The organism is Rahnella inusitata (genome assembly GCF_003263515.1).
Classification (GTDB): domain Bacteria; phylum Pseudomonadota; class Gammaproteobacteria; order Enterobacterales; family Enterobacteriaceae; genus Rahnella; species Rahnella inusitata.
Genome location: NZ_JYDE01000002.1, coordinates 1 through 20,540, shown reverse-complemented (window position 1 = coordinate 20,540; position 20,540 = coordinate 1). Strand labels below are relative to the sequence as shown.

Below are 20,540 nucleotides of genomic sequence, written 5' to 3'. Positions count from 1 at the left end.
TAGTCGCATTGCTTGGTAGTTGTGATACTGAGATATAATTAATAGCGTGAAGTTCATCAGGGTCGATCGGTTAATAGTAAAAAAATATTGTCGATATTTACAAAAGCCGCTTTTTCGGACAGATTCGTAAAGAAAATAAAAGACGTCTACATTTGTTCTGAAAACGATAACTATTCAGCCGCCATTAAGCGTCGATATTCGTCATAAGCATATAAATCAGTCATACCACTGATATAATCTTGCAACATTCTCGCCCGATAATAAAACTCCTGCACCGCAAAAGCTTTCTCAGGTATCCCTTCCAGACCCACGACCGCATTGGTATAGGCTAAACGATGTTTCGCCGAAATCTTATGTAAAAGCCGGGTTTCAATCGGATAGGCGCGGTGCGTATCTTCCTGATCAAGTTGGGTAAAATCTTTCAAAGACATATCCAGCAGCGGGCTGTAAATATCCAGTAAACCGCTGATTACGCGATAACCCTGTAATTCCAGCTCTTCGACTTCCGGATGATTGAAAACCTGTTTGAACGCCACGCGTTTATAAATTTCCAGCAAGCGATTAGCCTGACTGTCATCTTCCAGCAGAGCATGATTAAAGGTGCCGTCATAAATTTCCTGCACATTATCAATGAATCTGCGCGCCGCGTGCGGTACCAGTTGCTTGACCGTTTGCACCCGTAATTCCATAAAGAAATAATCCACCGGATTGCGGAAGGTTTTGGCTTTATCCATCTTTTCATACGCGGTGCGAACGACTTTATCAAAGAAATCGCCCTTTTCGATCTCGCCCCATTCGCGCCAGAGATAGCTGTACAGTTGCCCGACGCTGAAAATGTTTTTCTCAACCGCATCTTCTAAATCGGCGATGCAGTAAGAAATGTCGTCTGCCGCTTCCATAATGTAGGTGAGTGGAAAACGGTTGAACTGGCCCAGCCCGAGTTCACTGCGCAGGCGCCGAATAAACGGCTCCTCGGCCAGATAAAAACCGGGCTTTTTCATCAGGTAATCATGCGAAGGCAATTTTTCGGTGGAATACGCCGGACGCGTATATTTCAGAATACAAGCGGTCTGGCTGTAGGTCAGATTGAGTTTAAGCAGCGTAAACACCAGACGGATCGCCTGCGCATTGCCTTCAAAATTTGACAGATCGTAGCGGATTTTACTGCGCAACTCGTTGAGCGGTTCGGCGCTTTTCTCCAGCCGCAAACAGGCGATGGTACAGGCATCCGTCACCTGATATTCCCGACCGCAGCTGGCGGTATCCATGCGTTTTCCAAACCAGTTGTTGATCGCCGACTCACCAAAATGCCCGAAGGGAGGGTTGCCGATGTCATGCATCAGGCAGGCCATTTCCACCACGCTTTCAAAGGGATCGGTGACATCGGTCAGGCCGTAGGTGTCGAGCTTGCCCTGACGGCGCAGGCGATGCAGCACCTCTTTGGCGATGTGACGGCCTACCTGCTGCACTTCCATTGAGTGCGTCAGGCGGCTGCGGACGGCGGCGTTTTTTTCCAGCGGAAAAACCTGCGTTTTTTGTTGCAGGCGGCGGATGGCGGCGGAGTTGATGATACGGCCACGATCGCTTTCAAACTGCCGTACCACATCGTACTCATCACGCGCCTCAATGGGCGAACTGAAAGGACGCTGAAAATTGAATTTCGTTTTAAAATCGATCCCGGACATGAATTCCCACCTTTTCAGCCACTCACACGCCCGGCAGAGGCGAACTCTGCATCCCAAACGCATTATCTCTTACCTTTAGCCATGATAGACTATCGCGCATTGTTTTCGGTATTAATGCCGATATTAAAGCGTCAATTCCGCCTCTGCTGCGGCCAATTTCACCCACATCTGCGAGTATTCATATGAAAGTAGGCATCATCGGCGCTATGGAGCAGGAAGTGACTCTGCTGCGCGACAAAATCATCAACCGTCAGACCATTGAACGCGCGGGCTGCGAAATCTACATCGGCCAGCTGCACGGCGTTGACGTGGCATTGCTGAAATCCGGCATCGGTAAAGTCTCGGCGGCGATGGGCACCACGCTGTTGCTGGAACACTGCCAGCCTGACGTAGTGATCAACACCGGCTCAGCCGGAGGGCTGGCGAAAACGCTGAAAGTCGGCGATATCGTGGTTTCTGATGAAGTGCGTTATCACGACGCCGACGTCACCGCGTTCGGTTATGAGCCAGGCCAGATGGCGGGTTGTCCGGCGGCGTTTACCGCTGATCCGATGCTCATCGAGCTGGCTGAAACCTGTATCCGTCAGTTAGATCTCAACGCGGTACGCGGCCTGGTGTGCAGCGGCGACGCTTTCATCAACGGTGCAGCGCCACTGGCACGCATCCGTGCCACTTTCCCGAACGTCGCGGCAGTTGAAATGGAAGCGGCGGCTATTGGTCACGTTTGCCACCTGTTCGGAACGCCGTTTGTCGTTGTTCGCGCGATTTCAGACGTGGCCGACGGCGAATCCCACCTGAGCTTCGAAGAGTTCCTGGCTGTTGCAGCACAGCAATCCACCCTGATGGTGGATGCGATGCTCAAAGCGCTGGCTGATTCAGAAGAGTGATGGTGCGCCGGTTTTGTCTCATGCTGAGCGTGCTGTTGCTGCCCTGGGTGGCAACAGCAGCACCCGCGCAGCGGGTGATCAGTCTGGCACCCAATCTGACAGAACTGGCGTTTGCCGCCGGGCTGGGGGATAAACTCGTCGGAGTGAGTGCTTACTCTGATTATCCTCCGCAGGCGGCCAAAATCGAGCAGATAGCGAACTGGCAGGGAATTAACACCGAACGTATCGTGACGCTGAAACCCGATCTGGTGCTCGCCTGGCGCGGCGGCAATCCGCAGCGTCCGCTCGATCAGCTGACGTCGCTTGGCATCCATGTGGTGTATCTCGACCCAAAAAATGCCGGGCAAATCGCACAGGCGCTGGAAACGCTTTCTGAGTACAGCCCTGTTCCCGCCACCGCAAAGCGCGCAGCGGCAGATTTCCGCCAGCAATGGCAGGCGCTGAAGCTGAAATATCACCGCGATAATCCGGTTCCTGCCTTTATTCAGTTCGGTACACAGCCGCTGTTTACCGCCTCTGCGGCGACAATGCAAAGTGAAGTGCTGGAACTGTGTGGTGCAAAAAATATTTTCGCCGACAGCCGTGTTCCGTGGCCTCAGGTCAGCCGGGAGCAGGTTTTAAGCCGTCATCCGCAGATTATCGTTATTGCAGGCGGAAAATCGCAGAAACAGGTGATTGAGGATTACTGGCGTTCGCTACTCAGCGTGCCGGTTATTACGCTCGAGTCTGACTGGTTTAGCCGTGCGGGACCGCGTATATTGCTGGCCGCCCGACAGCTGTGTCCGCAGCTCGCTGACTTACCTCAGAGGTAAATACTCACTCACATTTTTGGTGCAGGAACTTTCCTGCCGCCCTGTAGCACTTTTCTGAATCGGTGATTTATTAATCAAAATCAATGAATCGACGCTGGCATCTGTTAACATGTCCGGCGTAAAATTCTTCGTACTTTGATTGTCACCGCTTTAAAATTATCTCTTTGTTTAACCAACGAAATAATAAAAAAACCGGCATCTGATACGACAAAAGCGCGGCTAAAAATTCATAACGAATTAAAGACCGCCAAAATTAGACCGATAACCCTTTTCAGCCACGCTGACTTATTGCTCTATTTACATTGATCTACACCAGCAGGAAAATTTAAATGAAAGCTTTATTACTCAGCGTGTTGCTCACCCTGAGCCCGTTGGTTGCGGATGCGGGCATGACCAGTGGTGATATCAACATCAGCCTGACTATTTTACCGACGTGTCAGGTGAACGCCGCGCACACCGGGACGTCAGTGACCTGCGCCAGTCGCACAATGAGCCTGCCGCACATCAGCGAAAAACTGCTGACTTCCGTGCCCGGCATCAGCGTTGGCTCAAAACTGGTCACCGTTGAATGGTGATCATTGGGGTAAGCACTTACTTACCGGTAAGCCCTTATCAACTGAAAATCCCATTAAAAAAGCCCGTCTGCATCAGCAAACGGGCTTTTTGTTTTATACGTTCAGAACACTCAAATACTGAAGGACGAACCGCAACCACAGGTTGTTTTGGCATTCGGATTGGTCACGATAAAACGTGAACCTTCCAGACCTTCGGTGTAATCAACGGAGCCACCGACCAGATATTGCAGGCTCATCGGGTCAACCACCAACGCCACTCCGGCTTTCTCGATGGTCATGTCACCGTCATTGATTTTATCATCGAAGGTAAAACCGTACTGGAACCCGCTGCAACCGCCACCGGTGATATAAACACGCAGTTTCAGGTTCGGATTTTCTTCATCAGAAATCAGGTTCTGCACCTTACGCGCCGCGGCCTCAGTAAACTGTAACGGCAACGCGGTTGTTTCATTCATCAACGCTTCACTCATAATTTCTCACTCCCAATCCGCATCTGTTCAGGCCGCCAGATTGACTGTCTGAATAATGAACTCATTATCTTATACCTGAGTTAATGCTTCAAGTATGGGCATTTTTCACGGCGCTGTCCTGCTTATTGGTGCTCTCGTCGGCAGTTTCTGCCTGCGTTTTTTCAGCATTCTCACGTTCCTGCTTCTGTAACGTGCGGGTCAGGATCGCTGAATACAAGGGCTTACCGCCTAAAAACTGCGCCAGCAGGGTCGCACCCAGGCAGGTGACGATCATCGGCAAAATTAGCTGATAGTTGTCAGTCATCTCCAGCACCAGCACAATCCCGGTCAGCGGAGCGCGGACGCTGGCGGCAAATAACGCGCCCATTCCGGCAATCGCGAAGGTCGCCGGTTCAATGCCGTATTGCGGGAACCACGACAGTGCGGCAGTGCCGAAGGCCGTGCCCAGCAAGGTGCCAAGCGCTAACATCGGTGCGAAAATTCCGCCCGGCGCGCCGGAGGCAAAGCACAGCAGCGTGGTCGCAACGCGCACAATAAAGATGAACAGCAGCATCAACAGACTGTATTTTCCCGCTGCTGCCAGTGGGATCAGTGCAAAGCCGCCGCCCGCCGCTTCCGGCTGAACCAGCCCGAGTAAACCGCAAAACCCACCCAGCACGCCACCGATAATCAAAATCTTACGCATATTGCCGCCGTGCAGCCGGGCGAACATATCCTGCGTGCGGAAGATAAGCGCGTTGAAACAGACGCCGACCACGCCAAACACCATCCCTAACACCAGATACAACCACAGCGTGTTAAGCGGGGCATTGGCCAGTTTGCCGACTTCAATGACCGCCACGTCGCCATTGAAAATACGGAAAACGATGCTCGACATAATCACGCCGATAAACACCGCTTTTATCGAAATCAGGCTGTAGCGAAATTGCAGCCGCATCTCTTCGAGGATAAACAGGATACCGGCCAGTGGCGCGTTGAAAGCGGCTGAAAGCCCCGCCGCCGCGCCGGTTGCCAGCAGAGAGTGGCGCGCTTCGGCGCTGCGTAGCCGGAAGATATCCACCATCATTTTGCCGACGTTGGCGCCCATCTGCACCGTAGGCCCTTCCCTGCCCAGCACCATGCCCGCGCCGAGCGTACCCATGCCGCCAAAGAATTTCACCGGGATCACCCGCCACCAGCGCACCGGCCGCAACTCTTCCAGGGCGCCCTCGATTTCCGGAATGCCCGAGCCGCCCGCCTCCGGCGCGAAACGCCGCACGAGGTAATAACCGCACATCGCCAGCATGGCCGAAAAAACAAAGGTCAGCGGCCACAGTAAAATCCAGTAATCGCTGAAAATTCCCAGCCCGGAAAGTCTCACGGCCATCACCCAGTTCACCGCTTTTTCGAACGCGACACCGAGTAAACCGGCGACGGTTCCCACCACGGCGGCGACAATCAAAATAGCGACCGGCGTTTTGTCGCGACGCAGGAACATGCGCAGCACTTCACTGCGTTTACGCGGGCCCTGGGCGAGTGCCGCCTCAGGCATTTGGGGAGTTGATTCATTCATCGGCGATGGAGAAATACAGAAAATGTAATGGAAGATGAATGAATTTAATCACACAAAATCGAGTCCCGACAGGACTCAGGACAAAACGCCGCACGGTTTACGATTTGATAACGTCGCTCAGTTCACTAGAATGGGCGCATTGTTATCCCTTATGTCTTAAAGCATCAAAAAACCAGGAGCCGAATAATGAGTAAGTCAGAAAGTCTGTTCACGCAGGCGCAAACGCTAATCCCGGGCGGGGTGAATTCGCCGGTACGTGCCTTCTCCGGCGTCGGCGGCGTCCCGTTATTCATCGAGCGTGCTGACGGTGCCTTTTTGTTTGATGCCGATGGCAAAGCCTATATCGACTACGTCGGTTCCTGGGGCCCGATGGTGCTCGGCCACAATAATGCGGAAATCCGCAACGCGGTGATCGAAGCGGCGCAGCGCGGTTTAAGCTTTGGCGCGCCGACCGAAATGGAAGTGAAAATGGCCGAACTGGTCACCGGACTGGTGCCAAGCATGGACATGGTGCGCATGGTGAACTCCGGCACCGAAGCCACGATGAGCGCCATCCGTCTGGCGCGCGGCTTTACCCATCGCGATAAAATCGTCAAGTTCGAAGGCTGTTATCACGGCCACGCAGACTGCCTGCTGGTGAAAGCCGGTTCCGGCGCGCTGACCCTCGGCCAGCCCAACTCTCCGGGTGTCCCGGCGGATTTCGCCAAACATACCCTGACCTGCACCTATAACGATCTGGATTCCGTTCGCGCCGCGTTCGAACAGTTCCCTGACGATATCGCCTGTATTATCGTTGAGCCGGTGGCCGGCAACATGAACTGCGTACCGCCTCTGCCGGAATTCCTGCCGGGTCTGCGCGCGATTTGTGACGAGTTCGGCGCGCTGCTGATCATCGACGAAGTGATGACCGGTTTCCGCGTCGCGCTGGGCGGTGCTCAGGAGTATTACGACGTCGTGCCGGATCTGACTTGTCTTGGCAAAATCATCGGCGGCGGTATGCCGGTAGGTGCATTCGGTGGCCGTCGTGAAGTCATGGATGCGCTGGCACCGACCGGTCCGGTCTATCAGGCGGGCACGCTTTCCGGTAACCCGATTGCCATGGCCGCCGGTATCGCCTGCCTGACCCAGGTCGCTCAACCGGGCGTCCATCAGACCCTGACCGACCGTACCACCCAGCTGGCAGAAGGTTTGCTGCACGCGGCGAAAGCAGAGAATATCCCGTTCGTCGTTAACCACGTCGGCGGCATGTTTGGCCTGTTCTTCACCGATTCAGACACCGTGACCTGCTATCAGGACGTGATGAAGTGCAACGTTGAGCGCTTCAAAAAGTTCTTCCACCTGATGCTGGAAGAAGGCGTCTATCTGGCTCCTTCCGCGTTCGAAGCCGGATTTATGTCTCTGGCGCACAGCAAAGAAGATATCCAGCGCACCATCGACGCCGCGCGTCGTTGTTTCGCGAAGCTGTAAACCGGCATTCGGTAATCAGCAGACAGCAAAAAGGGGCCATCTGGCCCCTTTTTTATTGCATCAATTCCGGCCTTATTTCGCCTGCTTTCTCAGCAGATAGATAAAGTACGGCGCGCCGATGAAGGTGGCGAGCAGACCGGCGGGGATCTGATTCGGGAACAGGAACATTCGGCCACACCAGTCGGCAAACACCATCAGCAGTCCGCCGAGAATACTGGCGACCATCCACTGCGGCATCGCGCGGCGAAAGCCCATCATACGCGCCATGTGCGGTGCCATCAGGCCAATAAAGCTCAGGGGTCCGACCGTCAGCGTCGCTGCGGCGGTCATGATCGCGGCCAGCATCAAAATCGCCATACGGCTTGGCGTCAGCGCCATGCCGACGGATTTTGCGGTCACGCTGCCAAGCGGCAGGATGTTGATCCAGCGGCGCAGGAACGGCACCAGCAGCATCAGAATTGCCGCCAGCCCCAGCGTGCGCCATGCAGCATCAGCGGTGACGGAATAGGTAGAACCCGAAATCCAGGTCAGCAGGCCGCCCATGCGCGGATCGCCACTGGCCAGCAGAAGCGTCAGCAAGGTGCTGAATGCGGTACTCAGCGCGATACCGGTCAGCAACATCCGTTCGGCGGAGAAGCTGCGTATTCCGGAGGCCACCATGATCACCAGCAAGGTGACAGCCGCACCGGCACTGCCCGCGGGCAACAGCCAGACAAAGGCATCGCCCGGCACGATAAACATCATCAGCACCACGCCAAACGCCGCGCCGGAGCTGATACCCAGCACTTCCGGGCTCGCCATGGCGTTGCCGGTCAGTTTCTGGATCAGCACGCCTGATGACGCCAGCATAATGCCCGCCGCCAGCGCCGCCATCACGCGCGGCATTCGCCACGGCAGCAGCGCCTGCAAATCGGCACCCGTCGACCAGCTCCAGCCGGTGGCGTTGCGACCGGCCATCAGCGCGACGGCCAGCCCCACCAGCAGCACCAGTAATGCCAGTGACACCCAACGCACCAGGTGCTGACGCTCATCCGGCACCTTGTCACCCTGATCCATCGGCGGCGGCGTCATGCTGTTACGCAGACGCGGCAGCAGCCACAGCAGAAGCGGCGCACCCACCAGCGCGGTAGCGGCACCGGTCGGGATTTCCATCCAGTATCGGGTCAGGAATTGCATCACCTGATCGGTGAACCACAGCAACAATGCGCCGATAAGCGGTGCCATCACCAGCCGCGCAAACAGGCGGCGTGCGCCGAGCATTTTCGCCAGTAACGGGGCGAACAGGCCGATAAAGCCAATCATGCCAACGGCGTTAACCAGCTGGGCACTCATCAGAATGGCCAGCGCCAGCACCGCAAGGCGCGCAGCCGATAATCCCAGACCGAGATTTTTCGCCACGCCGTCGTCCAACCCCAGCAAGGTCATCGGACGTTGCAACAGGAACGCCAGCAGCCAGACGATAATCACGCGCGGCAGCAGGAACGAGGCGATATTCCAGTCCTGCTGATTTAGCGCCCCGCTGCTCCACATGTATAAATTTTGCAGGCGCTGATAGTTGAACAGCCCGAGCAGGCCGTTGACCGCGCCGCAGTACAGGCCGAGCACCAGACCCGCGAGGATCAGCGTCACCGGTGAAAGTCGTTTACCCCATGCGATGCCGAAAACTAAAACACCGATCACCACCGCACCCAGCATGGCCGCAAACTGCTGGGTGACCAGTCCCCCCGGCAGCGCCCACAACGTGGCGATAGTCAGGCCGAGCTGCGCCCCGGCTGACACGCCGAGCGTCGCCGGTTCCGCCAGCGGATTGCGTAAGACCTGCTGAAAAAGTAAGCCCACCAGCCCGAGACCGGCACCCGCCAGCAGCGCCACGGCGATACGTGGCAGCGAGCTGTAGTGGAACAGCATCTGCTGAACATCATCAATATTGGGCTGCCAAAGCGCGTGGTGCCACAGGGAGTAAGGCAGTTGCTGATGCAGGTTATAAACGCTAAGCGTCCCGGCCACCAGCGTCATCAGAATCAGTAAAATCAGCGAAACGCTGAGTGCGCGGCGGTTCATACCGGTTTCCCCAGAGTGCTGTTAAGAATGCGGCAGAAATGCATCGCGCTGTAGGTCGCGCCGTAGAACCAAACCGCAGGCACCACGGTGAACTGATTGTTGCGAACGAAAGGCATAGATTTCCATAACGGGGTGGGCGCCACGGCGTCCATGATGTCAGCGCTGCCGTGATCGAAGCACAGCACGCGGGCATTTTTGATGCTCGCCAGGCGTTCTATTCCGACCGACACACTGCCCCAGAAACTGCCTTCACCCTGCCAGGCATTGGTCAGCCCGACGTCGCCCATGACTTCCTGGAACAGACTGCCCTCGCCGAATACCAGCACATGCCGGGTGTCGATAAAGGTGATCAACAGAACGGGTTGTTGCGCGACGGGTTTCATCAGCTCGCGGGTTTTTGCCAGTTGCTGGTGATAAAGCTGCAAATGCTGTTCCGCGTGAGCCTGTAAACCAAGGTAATCCGCCAGTTTGTGCAGGGATTTGATCGCCAGCTGCAACGGCTTCGCGGTGCCGTCGTTGGCTTTCACGTCGATGACCGGTGCAATCGATTCCAGCTGTGCCGTTTTCGGGCCATAGCCCTGCGTCACCAGCAGCAATGAAGGTTTAAGCTGCTGAATAAGTTCCATATTCGGTTCGGTGCGCTGACCGACGTCAATCACCGACGGGCCGAGTTTTGGCTCTTCCACCCAGAGTTCGTAATTGGGAATGTCGGCGATGGCCATCGGCATCACGCCCAGCGCAATCAGCAGCTCGGCGGGCAGCCATTCGAGGGCAATAATACGGCTGAGATCCGGTCTGGATCCGGCGAATGTCGGCATGGAAGCCAGCAGCGGGGATAACGCCATCGCTTGTAACAGACGGCGACGCGTGAGCCCTGAAAAAGGAGGAAAATCAGACATATCAGTATACGAAGCTCACCGGAGCACCGCCCGCCGGATGCGGAAGGATGCCCATTGGAATACCATAAATTTGTTCGAGAACGTCGCCGCGCATCATCTCTTCCGGTGCGCCCTGGGCTATCATTTCGCCGCCACGTAACGCCATCAGCTGGTCGCAATAACGCGCCGCCATGTTCAGGTCATGCAGGACGGCGATCACCGTTAAGCCTTTCTCGCGGCTCAGGCGCTGGATCAGCGCCAGCACGTCTTTCTGATGCGCGATATCCAGCGCAGACGTCGGCTCATCAAGCAGCAGGCAGCGGCTGTCCTGCGCCACCATCATCGCCAGCCACGCGCGCTGACGCTCGCCGCCTGAGAGACTGTCCACCAGACGATGGGCAAAGGGTTTCAGACCAACCAGCGTGATAGCTTCTTCGACTTTTTCTTTATCCTGATGCTTAAAACGACCGAGCGCGCCGTGCCACGGATAGCGGCCAATCGCCACCAGTTCCTGCACCGTCATGCCTTCTGCCGCCGGAAGCTGCTGGGGCAGATACGCCACCTGACGCGCAAAGGCTTTGCTGTCCCACTGCGAAAGCGGAGTGTCGTTGAGGAAAATCGTGCCAGCCGTGGCGGACTGATGCCGTCCGAGCATTTTTAACAACGTCGACTTACCGGAGCCGTTGTGACCAATCAGGCCACAGACTTTTCCCTGCGGGAACGTCAGCGACAGCGGCGCCAGCAGCGTGCGTCCGGGCACTGAAAAACTGACGTCTTGCAGGCGGAATACGCTTTCTGGCAGCGATGTGGACGAGTGTACGTTGTTATCAGCCATAAGATTTTCTTCGTTTACATCCGGATTTGACGATGAGTTGAATAGGAAACGGGCACGACCAGCGTGCCCGGATTTCACAGCGTTAATGCAAACTAACTATTAAAATCTGAATGTTGCTGTGGCGACCACCTGACGCTCCGCGCCCCAGTAGCAGGCATAATCGCGGTAGCAGCTCGCCACGTATTCGCGATCCAGCAGGTTATTGACGTTCACGCCAACGGAAGAGCCCGGCAGACCAAAGCGCGCGAGATCGTATTTGATCGTCGCATCCACCAGCGTGTAACCGGCAACGTTAAAGGCTTCGTTAGTCTTGTCGCCCGTCGTGTAGAAGCTGGAGCTGGAACCGAAGTAACGCACACCAGAACCGACGGTCAGGCCGCTCAGTGCGGTTTCGTGGAAGGTGTAATCCGCCCACAGAGACGCCATGTTGGCCGGCACTTCAGCAGGACGTTTGCCTTCATAGGCCGTGTCATGGGTGTATTTCGCATTGGTATAGGTGTAAGACGCGGTCATGTTGATGTTGGCGTTGAGCGCAGCTTTCGCTTCCAGTTCCACACCACGCGAACGAATCTCGCCAGACTGAACGCTGAAACTGGAATCAGAAGGATCTGCCGTCAGGTTTTTGTCTTTAGTCAGCTGATAGACCGCAGCCGTCAGGCTGATCGGACGATCGTTTGGAATGTATTTCACACCTGCTTCGTACTGTTTGCCCATCGAAGGATCAAACGGCTGACCGGCTTTACTGGCTCCGGCTGTCGGTTCAAAGGATTCGCTGTAGCTGAAGTACGGGGAGATGCCGTTATCAAACAGGTAGTTCAGACCGCCGCGCCAGGTGAACTGCTCATCATTGATCTGCGAAGCGCTGTTTGAAGTGCGGGTAAACGTCGAGCTTTTGGCAAAATCATAACGACCGCCAACGGTCAGGATCCATTTGTTCCATTCCGCCTGATCCTGCGCGTACAGACCGGTTTGCTCCTGACGGTTCAGGATTTCATACGGGAAGTACAGGGAGACATTGCTGTTGCCGTATTGCGGATTGCTCATGCTCAGATTGCTGGCGGAACCATAATCGGCATCAATGTCGTTACGCATACGCATGTAATCCACGCCCATCAGCAGGGTGTGATCGACATCAGCGGTAGCAAATTTAGCCTGCGCCTGCGTATCCACGTCGAAGTTAGCCAGTTTCTCTTTTGACTGCACGTACGCGCGGCTCATCACGCCATTCCCGACATAACCAGTACCGTAAACGCCTTTGTACTGGGTATCGAGTTTGGTGTAACGCAGGTTCTGACGCACGGTCCAGGTGTCGTTAAAGCCGTGTTCGAAGCTGTAACCGACCATTTTCTGGTTGCGGGACATCTTGTTGCTTTCTTCGCCTTCGTTGAAGTCAGTCGGCAACTTATGCGCTTTCCCGTTAGCGTCGTAATACGGCACCACGGTGCCCTGACGCGGTAACCAGCCGTAGAAACCGGCATCCGGCTCATTCTGGAAGTTGCTCAGGAAGGTGAAGTTGGTTTTGTCATCAGGACGCCAGGTGAAAGACGGCGCGATACCGTAGCGTTTTTCTTTCGCCATCTCCTGCTGAGTATCCTGGCTGCGCGCCACGCCGGTCAGACGGTAGGAATACACGCCGTCGTCATCAATTGCATCGCTGAAATCAAAACCGGTCTGGAACAGATTATCTGTCCCCATTTTGAACTGCACTTCTTTCAGCGGTTCAGTGGTCGGACGCTTGCTGACCATGCTGACCACGCCGCCAGGGTTGCTCTTGCCGTATAACACGGAAGACGGCCCGCGCAGCACTTCAACACGCTCAAGGAAATACGGATCCATCGACACTTCAGAGTAGTTGTCACCCTGAAGTTTGATGCCATCGAGATACTGGTTGGTGTTCACGGAAGTGAAACCACGAATAGCGATCGCATCATAAGTGGAGGAACTGCCACGGCTGGCGAAAACGCCCGGCGTGTAGCCCAGCGCTTCTTTTACGGAAGCAGGCTGCTTCATGTCCATTTCTTCACGGGTCACGACGGAAATTGACTGCGGGGTTTTCACCAGTGGCGTATCGGTTTTCGTCCCGGTTGCACTGTGTTTTGCGGCGATCGTTGCCGCAGGGCCCCACGCAGATTCCGGTGCTGCTTCAGCAGCGGCTGAACTGGTGACATTGATGGTGTCTTCTTTTGCCGGAGCGGTTGCCGCGCCTGCGTAAAGAGACGTTGAGCTCAATGCCGCCGTAATCGTTAAAGCCAGTGTGCGACGCGTAAAGACGTCTTTGGGTGAAGAAAGGGAGCGCTGGAAAGCCATTGCGTTATCTCTGGAGTGTTTATTAATGGGAATGTAAACGATAATTATTATTATGAACATCGCATAATATGCGCAATGCTTGCGCATCTGCAAGCGTATTTACCTCATACATTGGCTGAGTGAATAAAAAGTATCCCCATGTTAAATATGGGTAAAAGTGCCTATAAATTAAACGGGAATGGATGTAGCCGGTTTGAAGAGAATGTAAAACAGCGTGAGTCAATTTTGGTTAAGGATAACAAATAAAAAAGGGCACGATTTTCATCGCGCCCTTTTTAGCTTATTGAATCAGACGGTTGTTAATTCGAACCAAACATATCCTTGATCCAACCCGCCACGCCGTTGCTGTCTTTTTTCTCATCCTGAGACTGCGGCGTCTGCCCCTGAGACGGCTGCTGCTGTTGTTGCTGTTGCTGCTGCATCTGCTGCTGCTGTTGCTGCTGAACCGCACTGACGGAAGCCTGACACATCGCATCCGGTGAATCGGTCCAGACCGGGATGGAGCGCGTTGCCCCGCCACCGCTCAGCATACCTGAGCCACCGCCGCCGCAGACAAAGTTGCCGCTGCCGTCGATATTCATGGTGCTGATGCCTTCCGGCATTTGCAGATTCAGCGGCTGTGGCGTGCCGTTTTCCAGATAACGTCCGTACAGCACCAGCGCACCGGTCGAGCCCCAGAGTTTAGACGGGCCATTGTTATCACGCCCAACCCAGGTGATCGCCACCTGATTGCCATCGATACCGGCGAACCAGCTGTCACGCAGTTCGTTCGAAGTCCCGGTTTTCGCCGCCAGATGCAGTTTCGGGAACTTGTTCGCCAGCGCGCGCGAAGTCCCTTCCTGCACAACCTGTTGCATCGCATACAGCGTCAGATAGGCCGCCTGCGCCGGGATCACGCGGATCGCCTGCGGGAAGCTCTGATACAGCACGGTGCCGTCTTCGGCAATCACCGAACGCACCGCCGACAGTGGCGCTTTGTTACCGCCGCTGGCAATGGTCTGGTATTCCTGCGCCACTTCCATCGGCGTCAGCGCAATCGCACCAAGCAGCATCGACGGCGTCTGGTTGAGGGATTCTTTTGGAATGCCCAAATCAATCAGCGTTTTAGTGATGTTATCGAGGCCCACCGCCATGCCGAGGTTTACCGTCGGTACGTTCATGGAACGCGCCAGCGCATCCACCAGCAGAACCTGACCACGGAACTGATGGTCATCATTTTTCGGTGACCAGATCTGACCGTTCGCCAGTTTCAGGTTGAGCGGCTGATCGGCAAGGATCGTATTCAGGCGGTATTTGTCCGGCTGCGACAGTGCAGTCAGATAGGTCGCTGGCTTAGCCAGAGAACCGACCTGGCGACGTGCCTGCATCGCACGGTTAAAACCGGCAAACTGCGTTTCCGCGCCGCCGACCATACCGCGCACTTCGCCGGTATAACGGTCAACGATCACCATCGCGGTTTCGATATCATTCAGGCCGCTTTTCTTACGCAGTAACGGAATGCCCTCTTCGACCGCTTTTTCCGCCGCATCCTGTGAAATCGGATCCAGCGTGGTGAAGATTTTCACCCCGGACATGTCCTGCACTTTGTCACCGAGCTTGGCCTGCAGCTCCTGACGCACCATCTGCATAAACGCCGGTTGAGGTGAAATCACGCCGCCTTTCGGCTGGACGCCGAGCGGACGCGCGCTGAGCATGTCATACAGTTCCTGATCGATAACTTTTTGATCGACCAGCAAACGCAGCACCAGATTACGGCGCTGCAATGCCATGTTCGGGTTGCGCCACGGGTTGTACAGCGACGCACCTTTCACCATGCCGACCAGCAATGCCTGCTGATCCAGACTCAGCTCGTTTACCGGACGGCCAAAGTAATACAGGCTCGCCAGCGGGAAACCACGGATCTGATCGGAGCCACTCTGGCCGAGATACACTTCGTTCAGGTACAGCTCGAGAATGCGATCCTTACTGTAATCAGCATCCAGCAGCACGGCCATGACCGCTTCGCGCGCTTTACGGCTCAGGGAACGTTCGTTGGTCAGGAACAGGTTTTTCACCAGCTGCTGCGTCAGCGTCGACCCCCCCTGTACCGCATGACCGGCAGTCAGGTTCGCCAGCACCGCACGGCCAATGGAGTAAAAGTTGATCCCATCGTGTTCATAGAAATGACGGTCTTCGGTCGCCAGCAGCGTATCCACCAGCAAGTCCGGGAACCCGGCGCGCGGCACGAACAGACGCTGTTCGCCGTTGGCGTTGGATGCCTGCAACATGGTGATCAGACGCGGATCGAGGCGGAACAGCCCGAAATCACGCTGATTATCCAGATTTTTAATTTCTGACAGGCTGTTACCGTCAAACATCAGACGAGCGTTCACCTGCCCTTCTTTGCCTTCCGGGAAATCAAACGGACGGCGCAACATATCGATGTAGTTGGCATGAACCGTAAATTCGCCGGGACGGGTGATGCGCGTCACTTCGCGATACTGCGTGCCTTCCAGCAGGCCGACCATTTCGGCCTTGCTGATCGCCATATCGGGCTCAAGATTTACCTGACGACCATACACCGCCGCTGGCAGTTGCCAGACTTTCCCGCCGTCAATGCGGCTGTGAATTTCACGGTTGAGATACACCGCGTAAATCCCCAGCAGGATCAGGAAGACGACAAACAGTTTGACCAGCAACCAGAACAGACGACGCTTGAAGCTTTTCTTACCGCCCTTACCGCCTTTTTTCGCCTTGCGTGGCGCGGCCTTGCGGCTCATGCGCGACTCCCGCTCTTGTTCATAATCATCGTCATCCTCAACGTCATCATCCATTTCTTCTTCATAATCATCGTAATCGTCATCCCGACGGTTACGGCGGACAGGGCGCTCCTGCGAAGGCTTGCGCCCGGCAGGTTTACCTTTACGGCCAATCGGCTCGCGATCATCGCCAGACATCAGTGAATCTCCCAACGTGCTGCTGTGTTCGTCATAATGATTCTGCTTTGCTGAGTCATTTTCATGTTTATATAAAATATTTTAAAAGGATTTCAAAAGGATACGGAAAATGGCCTGAAATCGTGGCCGCAAGGCGCTTACTCTGTGCCCCGCCCTGAGTTTCGCCCAGAAGAAATGTCTGAAAATTTGTTTCTTTTCTACACATTTCATCAGGGTGCAGAATACTTTTTGGTGCGCCGCGTCGGCAGCGCCTCTGCCGGATTGCCCGGCCACGGATGTTTCGGGTAGCGGCCTTTCATCTCTTTCTGCACTTCGCGGTAGGAACCCTGCCAGAACGCCGCCAGATCGGCGGTGATCTGCAACGGGCGCTGCGCCGGTGACAGAAGTTCCAGCACCACATTCACCCGTCCTTCAGCAATCATCGGGCTGCGCTGTTCGCCAAACATCTCCTGCATACGCACTGAAAGCGCCGGTGGCTGGTCAGCATGATAGCGGATCGGCAGACGACTGCCAGTCGGGACGGTGTAATGGGTCGGTAATGCGCTGTCCAGACGCTGCCGCTGCTGCCAGTCTGGCAGGCGTAACAGGGCTTCGTGCAGATCGGTTTGTTGCAGGGATTTTAACGAGCGCACACCTTTAAGCGAGGGCAGCAACCAGTTTTCCAGCCCGTCAAGTAATGACTGATCGTCCATTGCAGGCCACCGGACTTCCGGCATCCATTTCGCGGCGCAGGTCAGCCGCAACCGTAGCTGCTCCGCCGCCACCGACCAGTTGAGCGCCTGCAATCCCTGCGTGCGGATCCAGTCGATCAGCGCCTGTTGCAGTTCTTCATCATCGGGCTTCGCCAGCGGACTGGCCTTCAGCACCAGCCGTCCGATCTGCCAGCGCCGCCATGCGCGCAGCGTGCCCTTTTCTTCGTCCCATTCGACGGCAGTCTGTTCTTTGACCACGTCAGGCAAGCGTGCGGGCAATTGGGTGATATCCAGAGAAATCGCCAGCAGAATCCGGGCATCCGGGCTGTTGTTGCCCTGTAATAATTGCGGCGCAACCAGCCACGGTGCGCGGGTCAGCCCGTCGTCCTGCGGCAACGACGCGCCCAATCCGTTCGCCAGCAGATAACGTCCATCTTCACCACGCCGCTGGGCGATGCGGTCACTGAACGCCCGCGCCAGCAGCCAGGGTGCCAGCGAGGCGTCCGCATTCCCGCTTTTACCACCGGTGCGCTGTGCCAGCTGTTTTGCACGCCGCAGCCAGTTCCCCTGCGGGCGGCTGAACCAGTAATCGATATCCGGCATACCGCCACGCGGCGGCTCTTCCAGCATCGCGGCCAGCAAGGCGGCGGTGGCGAGTGCGTCCGGGCTTTGCGCTGCGGCAGAAATTAGCATGGCCGACAGACGGGGATCGCAGCCGAGCTGCGCCATGCGCTGGCCTGAGGACGTCAGCCTACCCTGCGCATCGGTGGCGCCCAGCTGATGCAGGAGATGTTTCGCGGCGGACAGCGCGACCACAGGCGGCGTGTCCAGCCATTGGAGCTGTGTGACATCCTGACAACCCCACTGCAAAAGCTCCAGCCAGAAGCCGCTGAGATCGCTTTGCAGGATTTCGGCTTCGGCCTGTGCGCTGGCGCGCTCCGCCTGCTCTTTGCTGAACAGATGCCAGCACAGACCCGGTTCGAGACGCCCTGCGCGTCCGGCACGCTGGGTCATCGACGCCTGACTGATGCGCTGCGTCACCAGCCGGGTCAGGCCGCTGCGCGGATCAAACTGCGCGCTGCGTTCCAGCCCGCTGTCCACCACCAGACGGATGCCTTCGATGGTCAGACTGGTTTCGGCAATGTTGGTCGCCAGCACGATTTTACGGCGTCCGGCCAGTGATGGCTGAATGGCTTTCTGTTGCTGATCGAGCGATAACGCGCCGTAAAGCGGGCAGAGATCGACATCATCTGCCAGCCTGCCGGTGAGTAAATTTTGTACGCGGGTGATTTCGGCCACGCCCGGCAGGAACAGCAGCATCGAGCCGTGATTTTCACTCATCAGGCGACTGACCGCGCGCGCCACGCCCTCGTCGAGACGTTCGTGGGTGGCGAGCGAAAGATACTGACGATCCACCGGAAAGCTGCGACCTTCGGAGGTGATCACCGGCGCATCCGGCAGCAGCGGTGAGAGCCGCAGATTATCGAGCGTCGCAGACATAATCAGCAGTTTTAAATCATCACGCAGCGCGTTCTGCACATCGAGCAACAGCGCCAGCGCCAGATCGGCCTGCAAGCTGCGCTCATGAAATTCATCGAGGATCACAAGCGACACGCCGGTCAGTTCAGGGTCAGCCTGCACCATACGGGTGAGAATGCCTTCGGTCACTACCTCAAGACGCGTCGCCGCACTGGTTTTGCTTTCGGCGCGCATACGATAGCCGACGGTTTGTCCCGGCGCTTCGCCAAGCTGTTGCGCCAGACGGTAAGCGACGTTTTTCGCCGCCAGACGACGCGGTTCCAGCAACAGAATCTTCCCCGGCAGATTAGCCTGTTTCAGCAACTGTAACGGCAGCCAGGTGGATTTTCCTGCACCGGTGGGCGCGAGTAATAGCACCTGCGGAGCCTGTTGCAGGGCGGCTAAAAGCGGTTCGAGTACGGCGCTGACCGGCAAAGAAGACAATGAATGCTCCATGAGAGTTAACTTTAAACGGCGGGCATTGTAGCATTTAGCCTCACATCCGGCATGCTGCCATGGATAGTCAGGAATTAACGCCACAGGAATGCCTATGTCTGCCGAACGCCGCTTGTTTTTCGCTTTATCACTGCCCGCAAAGCTGCAAAAGCAGGTGATAAAGTGGCGCGCAGAGTGTTTTCCGCAGGATACTGGCCGCCCTGTCGCGGCGGCAAACCTGCACATTACACTGGCATTTTTAGGCGAAATCAGCGAGCTAAAGGCCGAGGCGCTGATCCGCGTCGCCGGGCGTATTCAGGCGCAAAAGTTCAGCATGCACCTCGACGATATCGGGCACTGGCCGGGCTCCGGCGTGGTGTGGATAGGCGCAAAGCGTGCACCTAACGCGCTATTGCAGCTGGCGTCGGTGCTGCGCTCCCACGCCGCGCGCAACGGATGTCATCAAAGCGCGCTGCCGTTTCATCCGCACGTTTCACTGTACCGCAGCGCCACGCGCCCGGTCGCCATTCCCCCTGCGACGCCACAATGGCTGCTGGAGGCCGACGCATTCAGCCTTTATGAATCCACGTATGAACGAGGGCGTACGCGCTATCGCTGCCTGCGCACCTGGCCATTGGCTGATGCCTCTGCCCTTTAATTCACTTTCACCGGAAACTGTCATGCACTTCGAGCCTGCGCTTCAACCTGCCACGCTGATAAAACGTTACAAACGTTTTCTCGCTGACGTCATCACGCCCGATGGCCGCGAACTCACACTGCACTGCGCCAATACCGGTGCGATGACCGGCTGCGCCACGCCGGGGGACACCGTCTGGTATTCCACCTCTGATAATCTGAAACGCAAATACGCCCACAGCTGGGAACTGACCGAAACGCAGCAGCATCATTGGATCTGCGTGAACACGCTACGCGCCAACCAATTGGTGCGCGAAGCCATCACGCAGGGGCGCATCCCAGAATTATCCGGTTACAGTAAACTGACTTCAGAAGTAAAATATGGCGCGGAAAACAGCCGTATAGACTTGATGTTACAGGCAGAAAATCAACCTGACTGCTATATTGAAGTAAAATCTGTCACGTTGCTGCACGAAGGGCAGGGATTTTTCCCAGATGCAGTCACACTGCGCGGTCAGAAGCATCTGCGCGAGTTACAGTCGATGGCAGAACAGGGGCAGCGAGCGGTTCTTTTCTTCGCTGTTTTACATTCAGGCATTGAAAGCGTGTCCGCTGCACACCATATTGATCCGCGTTACTCAGAATTACTGAAACACGTTGAGAGTAATGGTGTAGAAGTGATGTGCTACGGTGCTGCACTTTCTGCTGAGGGTATCCGCCTCACAGAACGATTACCGCTGGTCACGAAATAATAAACGGATAAACCCTGTTATCAGCCGTCGGCAGCATAAAAA

At 56.0% G+C, this 20,540-nt stretch carries 15 protein-coding genes; 6 read left to right on the top strand and 9 right to left on the bottom strand.

Annotated elements, in window-relative coordinates:
- Nucleotides 1–170 precede the first annotated feature (170 nt).
- Nucleotides 171–1,685 (bottom strand): dGTPase, encoded by a 1,515-nt coding sequence (gene dgt, locus TU92_RS00905; RefSeq protein ID WP_112164102.1) that lies wholly within the window; start codon nucleotides 1,683–1,685, stop codon nucleotides 171–173.
- Nucleotides 1,686–1,867: 182 nt separating this feature from the next.
- Between dgt and mtnN the strand changes: the two genes are divergently transcribed.
- From mtnN to TU92_RS00890, 3 genes are all read left to right on the top strand, one after another.
- The gene (gene mtnN / locus TU92_RS00900) at nucleotides 1,868–2,572 is read left to right on the top strand and encodes a 5'-methylthioadenosine/S-adenosylhomocysteine nucleosidase (protein WP_112164101.1); all 705 of its coding nucleotides are present in this window, start codon (nucleotides 1,868–1,870) and stop codon (nucleotides 2,570–2,572) included.
- Nucleotides 2,572–3,384: a vitamin B12 ABC transporter substrate-binding protein BtuF gene (gene btuF / locus TU92_RS00895; RefSeq protein ID WP_112164100.1), complete on the top strand. Its 813-nt coding sequence runs from the start codon at nucleotides 2,572–2,574 to the stop codon at nucleotides 3,382–3,384. Before mtnN ends, btuF begins: the two co-directional genes overlap by 1 nt.
- A 329-nt stretch (nucleotides 3,385–3,713) precedes the next feature.
- On the top strand, nucleotides 3,714–3,959 hold the full coding sequence (locus tag TU92_RS00890) for a hypothetical protein (RefSeq protein WP_112164099.1): 246 nt from the start codon (nucleotides 3,714–3,716) through the stop codon (nucleotides 3,957–3,959).
- A gap of 110 nt (nucleotides 3,960–4,069) precedes the next feature.
- On the opposite strand, the gene erpA is transcribed toward TU92_RS00890, so the two are convergent.
- A complete protein-coding gene (erpA, locus tag TU92_RS00885; protein WP_056774928.1) occupies nucleotides 4,070–4,414 on the bottom strand; it encodes an iron-sulfur cluster insertion protein ErpA in 345 nt (114 codons plus the stop codon).
- 103 nt (nucleotides 4,415–4,517) lie between these two features.
- Nucleotides 4,518–5,960 carry a H(+)/Cl(-) exchange transporter ClcA gene (clcA, locus tag TU92_RS00880; protein ID WP_244207759.1) on the bottom strand — a complete coding sequence of 481 codons (1,443 nt, stop codon included), beginning with the start codon at nucleotides 5,958–5,960 and terminating at the stop codon, nucleotides 4,518–4,520.
- Between the two features lie 207 nt (nucleotides 5,961–6,167).
- Between clcA and hemL the strand changes: the two genes are divergently transcribed.
- Nucleotides 6,168–7,448, top strand: coding sequence for a glutamate-1-semialdehyde 2,1-aminomutase (hemL, locus tag TU92_RS00875; RefSeq protein ID WP_112164097.1), 1,281 nt, complete (start codon nucleotides 6,168–6,170; stop codon nucleotides 7,446–7,448).
- A gap of 72 nt (nucleotides 7,449–7,520) precedes the next feature.
- Here hemL and fhuB read toward each other — a convergent pair whose 3' ends face one another.
- From fhuB to hrpB, 6 genes are all read right to left on the bottom strand, one after another.
- A complete protein-coding gene (gene fhuB / locus TU92_RS00870; protein WP_112164096.1) occupies nucleotides 7,521–9,509 on the bottom strand; it encodes a Fe(3+)-hydroxamate ABC transporter permease FhuB in 1,989 nt (662 codons plus the stop codon).
- Entirely contained in the window at nucleotides 9,506–10,408 is a 903-nt protein-coding gene (gene fhuD, locus TU92_RS00865; protein WP_112164095.1) for a Fe(3+)-hydroxamate ABC transporter substrate-binding protein FhuD, read from the bottom strand. Before fhuD ends, fhuB begins: the two co-directional genes overlap by 4 nt.
- Before the next feature lies 1 nt (nucleotide 10,409).
- On the bottom strand, nucleotides 10,410–11,222 hold the full coding sequence (gene fhuC / locus TU92_RS00860) for a Fe3+-hydroxamate ABC transporter ATP-binding protein FhuC (RefSeq protein ID WP_112164094.1): 813 nt from the start codon (nucleotides 11,220–11,222) through the stop codon (nucleotides 10,410–10,412).
- A 99-nt stretch (nucleotides 11,223–11,321) separates the two neighbouring features.
- On the bottom strand, nucleotides 11,322–13,529 hold the full coding sequence (gene fhuA, locus TU92_RS00855) for a ferrichrome porin FhuA (RefSeq protein WP_112164093.1): 2,208 nt from the start codon (nucleotides 13,527–13,529) through the stop codon (nucleotides 11,322–11,324).
- A gap of 299 nt (nucleotides 13,530–13,828) precedes the next feature.
- Nucleotides 13,829–16,465 (bottom strand): bifunctional glycosyl transferase/transpeptidase, encoded by a 2,637-nt coding sequence (mrcB, locus tag TU92_RS00850; RefSeq protein WP_112164092.1) that lies wholly within the window; start codon nucleotides 16,463–16,465, stop codon nucleotides 13,829–13,831.
- 209 nt (nucleotides 16,466–16,674) lie between these two features.
- Nucleotides 16,675–19,119, bottom strand: a complete 2,445-nt coding sequence (gene hrpB / locus TU92_RS00845; protein WP_112164091.1) for an ATP-dependent helicase HrpB — start codon at nucleotides 19,117–19,119, stop codon at nucleotides 16,675–16,677.
- Between the two features lie 106 nt (nucleotides 19,120–19,225).
- Between hrpB and thpR the strand changes: the two genes are divergently transcribed.
- The gene (gene thpR / locus TU92_RS00840; protein WP_112164090.1) at nucleotides 19,226–19,768 is read left to right on the top strand and encodes an RNA 2',3'-cyclic phosphodiesterase; all 543 of its coding nucleotides are present in this window, start codon (nucleotides 19,226–19,228) and stop codon (nucleotides 19,766–19,768) included.
- A gap of 22 nt (nucleotides 19,769–19,790) precedes the next feature.
- The gene (gene sfsA / locus TU92_RS00835; RefSeq protein WP_112164089.1) at nucleotides 19,791–20,498 is read left to right on the top strand and encodes a DNA/RNA nuclease SfsA; all 708 of its coding nucleotides are present in this window, start codon (nucleotides 19,791–19,793) and stop codon (nucleotides 20,496–20,498) included.
- Nucleotides 20,499–20,540: the final 42 nt, after the last annotated feature.

Excerpts from the sequence above, each read along its gene's own strand:
- fhuC (WP_112164094.1), bottom strand. The coding sequence starts at position 11,222 with ATGGCTGATAACAACGTACACTCGTCCACATCGCTGCCAGAAAGCGTA.
- dgt (WP_112164102.1), bottom strand. The coding sequence starts at position 1,685 with ATGTCCGGGATCGATTTTAAAACGAAATTCAATTTTCAGCGTCCTTTC.
- fhuD (WP_112164095.1), bottom strand. The coding sequence starts at position 10,408 with ATGTCTGATTTTCCTCCTTTTTCAGGGCTCACGCGTCGCCGTCTGTTA.
- erpA (WP_056774928.1), bottom strand. The coding sequence starts at position 4,414 with ATGAATGAAACAACCGCGTTGCCGTTACAGTTTACTGAGGCCGCGGCG.
- btuF (WP_112164100.1), top strand. The coding sequence starts at position 2,572 with ATGGTGCGCCGGTTTTGTCTCATGCTGAGCGTGCTGTTGCTGCCCTGG.
- mtnN (WP_112164101.1), top strand. The coding sequence starts at position 1,868 with ATGAAAGTAGGCATCATCGGCGCTATGGAGCAGGAAGTGACTCTGCTG.
- fhuA (WP_112164093.1), bottom strand. The coding sequence starts at position 13,529 with ATGGCTTTCCAGCGCTCCCTTTCTTCACCCAAAGACGTCTTTACGCGT.
- hemL (WP_112164097.1), top strand. The coding sequence starts at position 6,168 with ATGAGTAAGTCAGAAAGTCTGTTCACGCAGGCGCAAACGCTAATCCCG.
- sfsA (WP_112164089.1), top strand. The coding sequence starts at position 19,791 with ATGCACTTCGAGCCTGCGCTTCAACCTGCCACGCTGATAAAACGTTAC.
- fhuB (WP_112164096.1), bottom strand. The coding sequence starts at position 9,509 with ATGAACCGCCGCGCACTCAGCGTTTCGCTGATTTTACTGATTCTGATG.
- thpR (WP_112164090.1), top strand. The coding sequence starts at position 19,226 with ATGTCTGCCGAACGCCGCTTGTTTTTCGCTTTATCACTGCCCGCAAAG.
- TU92_RS00890 (WP_112164099.1), top strand. The coding sequence starts at position 3,714 with ATGAAAGCTTTATTACTCAGCGTGTTGCTCACCCTGAGCCCGTTGGTT.
- mrcB (WP_112164092.1), bottom strand. The coding sequence starts at position 16,465 with ATGTCTGGCGATGATCGCGAGCCGATTGGCCGTAAAGGTAAACCTGCC.
- clcA (WP_244207759.1), bottom strand. The coding sequence starts at position 5,960 with ATGCCTGAGGCGGCACTCGCCCAGGGCCCGCGTAAACGCAGTGAAGTG.